3 protein-coding genes and 1 pseudogene are annotated in these 2,455 nt (G+C 67.7%); all 4 read left to right on the forward strand.

From position 1 onward, the window contains the following. Positions 1-632, forward strand: a 632-nt coding sequence (locus R1101_RS0121180; RefSeq protein ID WP_016935265.1) for a VWA domain-containing protein, incomplete at its 5' end; no start/stop codon positions are given. A gap of 65 nt (positions 633-697) precedes the next feature. Then, the gene (gene fabG1 / locus R1101_RS0121185; RefSeq protein ID WP_026003552.1) at positions 698-1,447 is read left to right on the forward strand and encodes a 3-oxoacyl-ACP reductase FabG1; all 750 of its coding nucleotides are present in this window, start codon (positions 698-700) and stop codon (positions 1,445-1,447) included. 67 nt (positions 1,448-1,514) lie between these two features. Further along, entirely contained in the window at positions 1,515-2,321 is an 807-nt protein-coding gene (inhA, locus tag R1101_RS0121190; protein ID WP_016935267.1) for an NADH-dependent enoyl-ACP reductase InhA, read from the forward strand. Positions 2,322-2,343: 22 nt separating this feature from the next. After that, a pseudogene (locus R1101_RS30390) lies at positions 2,344-2,455 on the forward strand (ferrochelatase); the annotation flags it as partial.

Genomic DNA, 2,455 nt, shown 5'->3' on the forward strand with positions numbered 1-2,455 from the left:
CCGCCAAGCAGTTCGCCGACGACCTGACGCCCGGCATCAACCTCGGTCTCGTCGCGTTCTCGGGTACCGCCTCGGTTCTGGTCTCACCGACCACCAACCGGGAGGCGACCAAGTCCGCGATCGACAACCTGCAGCTGAGCGAACGCACCGCGACCGGCGAGGCGATCTTCACGGCGATGCAGTCGATCGACACGCTCGCCGCGGTACTCGGCGGCAGCGACCAGGCGCCGCCCGCGCGGATCGTGCTCCTGTCGGACGGCAAGCAGACCGTGCCCGAGAGTCCCGACGATCCGCGCGGCGGGTTCACCGCGGCACGGCAGGCCGCGGAGAAGGGCATCCCGGTCTCGACGATCTCGTTCGGCACGCAGACGGGAACCGTCACCATCGAGGACGATCGGATCCCCGTGCCCGTCGACGATCCGTCGCTCAAGGAGATCGCCAATCTCTCGGGCGGCAGCTTCTTCACCGCGGCGAGCCTCGAGGAACTCGAGGATGCCTACGACACGCTCGAGGAGCAGATCGGCTTCGAGACGACCCGCGGCGACGCCAGCCGTCCCTGGCTCATGCTCGGAGCGCTCTCGGTGATCGCGGGGCTCGGCGCGGCGATGGTGCTGCGCCAGCGGTTGCCCTGATCCGCATTGTGCCCCCTCACGGAGCGTTTTCCGTCCTGGACCGGCCACCAGATAGGTTGGAACGCATGACTGACGCAGAAAGTGCCGCAGCGTCCACGCGTGCGGGTGCCACCCCTCGATCCGTGCTCGTCACGGGTGGAAACCGCGGGATCGGCCTCGCCGTCGCCCGTCGGCTGCAGGCGGACGGCCACAAGGTCGCCGTCACCCATCGCGGTTCGGGTGCGCCCGACGGCCTGTTCGGTGTGCGGTGCGACGTCACCGACGCCGATTCGGTTGATGCCGCGTTCGCGCAGGTCGAGGATCATCAGGGTCCTGTCGAGGTGCTCGTGGCGAACGCCGGCATCACCGACGACACCCTGCTGATGCGCATGACCGAGGACCAGTTCACCTCGGTCATCGACGCGAACCTCACCGGCGCCTTCCGATGTGCCAAGCGCGCGAACCGCGCGATGCTGCGTGGCCGCTGGGGCCGGATGATCTTCCTCGGCTCGGTGGTCGGTCTCGCGGGCCAGGCCGGTCAGATCAACTACGCATCCTCGAAGGCGGGCGTCATCGGTCTCGCCCGCTCCGTCACTCGCGAACTCGGTTCGCGCTCGATCACGGCCAATGTCGTCGCCCCCGGTTTCATCGAGACGGACATGACCGCTGATCTGTCCGACGACCTGCGTGAGACCGCGAAGAAGTTCATCCCGCTGCAGCGCCTGGGCAGGCCCGAGGATGTCGCAGCCGTCGTCAGCTTCCTCGCTTCCGACGACTCCGCCTACGTCTCCGGCGCCGTGATCCCGGTCGACGGCGGCATGGGCATGGGCCACTGACGGTCCGGCGGACCATACCGCGGTCGCACCGACCACATCCGAATCTCACTGGAGGACCGACACACTCATGGGCGGACTGCTCGAGGGCAAGACCATTCTCGTCACCGGCATCATCACCGATGCCTCCATCGCCTTCCACACCGCGAAGGTCGCGCAGGAACAGGGCGCGAAGGTGATCATCACCGGTTTCGAACGTCTCCGGTTGATCGACCGCATCGCGCAGCGTCTCCCGCAGCCGGTTCCGCCGGCGATCAGCCTCGACGTGCAGAACCAGGAGGATCTCGACGGTCTCGCCGACAAGATCCGCGAACTCGCACCGGAGGGAATCGACGGTGTCGTCCATTCCATCGGTTTCGCGCCCCGATCGTGCCTGGGCAGCCCCTTCCTCGACGCGCCGTGGACGGACGTGGCGGTGGCACTCGAGGTGTCGGCCTACTCGTACGGTGCGCTCGCCAAGGCCGTCCTTCCCGTGATGAACGAGGGCGGTTCGATCGTGGGAATGGATTTCGATCCGTCCCGGGCCGTGCCGTTCTACAACTGGATGGGTGTCTCCAAGGCGACGCTCGAGTCGGTGAACCGTTACGTGGCCAAGGAGGTCGGCCCGCGCGGTATCCGGTCCAATCTCGTCGCCGCCGGCCCGATCAAGACGCTCGCCGCGAAGGCCATCGCCGGCGACGCGACCGGTCCGGGCGCCGAGATGAACCGGCTCAACGAGGGCTGGTCGGCCGCGTCCCCGATCGGCTGGGACGTCGACGATCCGACGCCTGTGGCGAAGACCGTGTGTGCGGTGCTGTCCGACTGGCTACCCGGGACGACGGGTTCCATCGTCTACGTCGACGGCGGGTTCCACTCCCAGGTCGGCTTCGGCGGCTGACCGCACCACGGAAGGCATTTCGATGACGAACACCCCCGAGGCGTACGACGCGCTGATGCTGTTGTCGTTCGGCGGACCGGAAGGTCCCGACGACGTGCGGCCGTTTCTCGAGAACGTCACCCGCGGGCGAGGTA

This window comes from Rhodococcus sp. R1101 (assembly GCF_000278445.1).
Taxonomy (GTDB): Bacteria; Actinomycetota; Actinomycetes; order Mycobacteriales; family Mycobacteriaceae; genus Rhodococcus; species Rhodococcus gordoniae.

Excerpts from the sequence above, each read along its gene's own strand:
- inhA (WP_016935267.1), top strand. The coding sequence starts at position 1,515 with ATGGGCGGACTGCTCGAGGGCAAGACCATTCTCGTCACCGGCATCATC.
- fabG1 (WP_026003552.1), top strand. The coding sequence starts at position 698 with ATGACTGACGCAGAAAGTGCCGCAGCGTCCACGCGTGCGGGTGCCACC.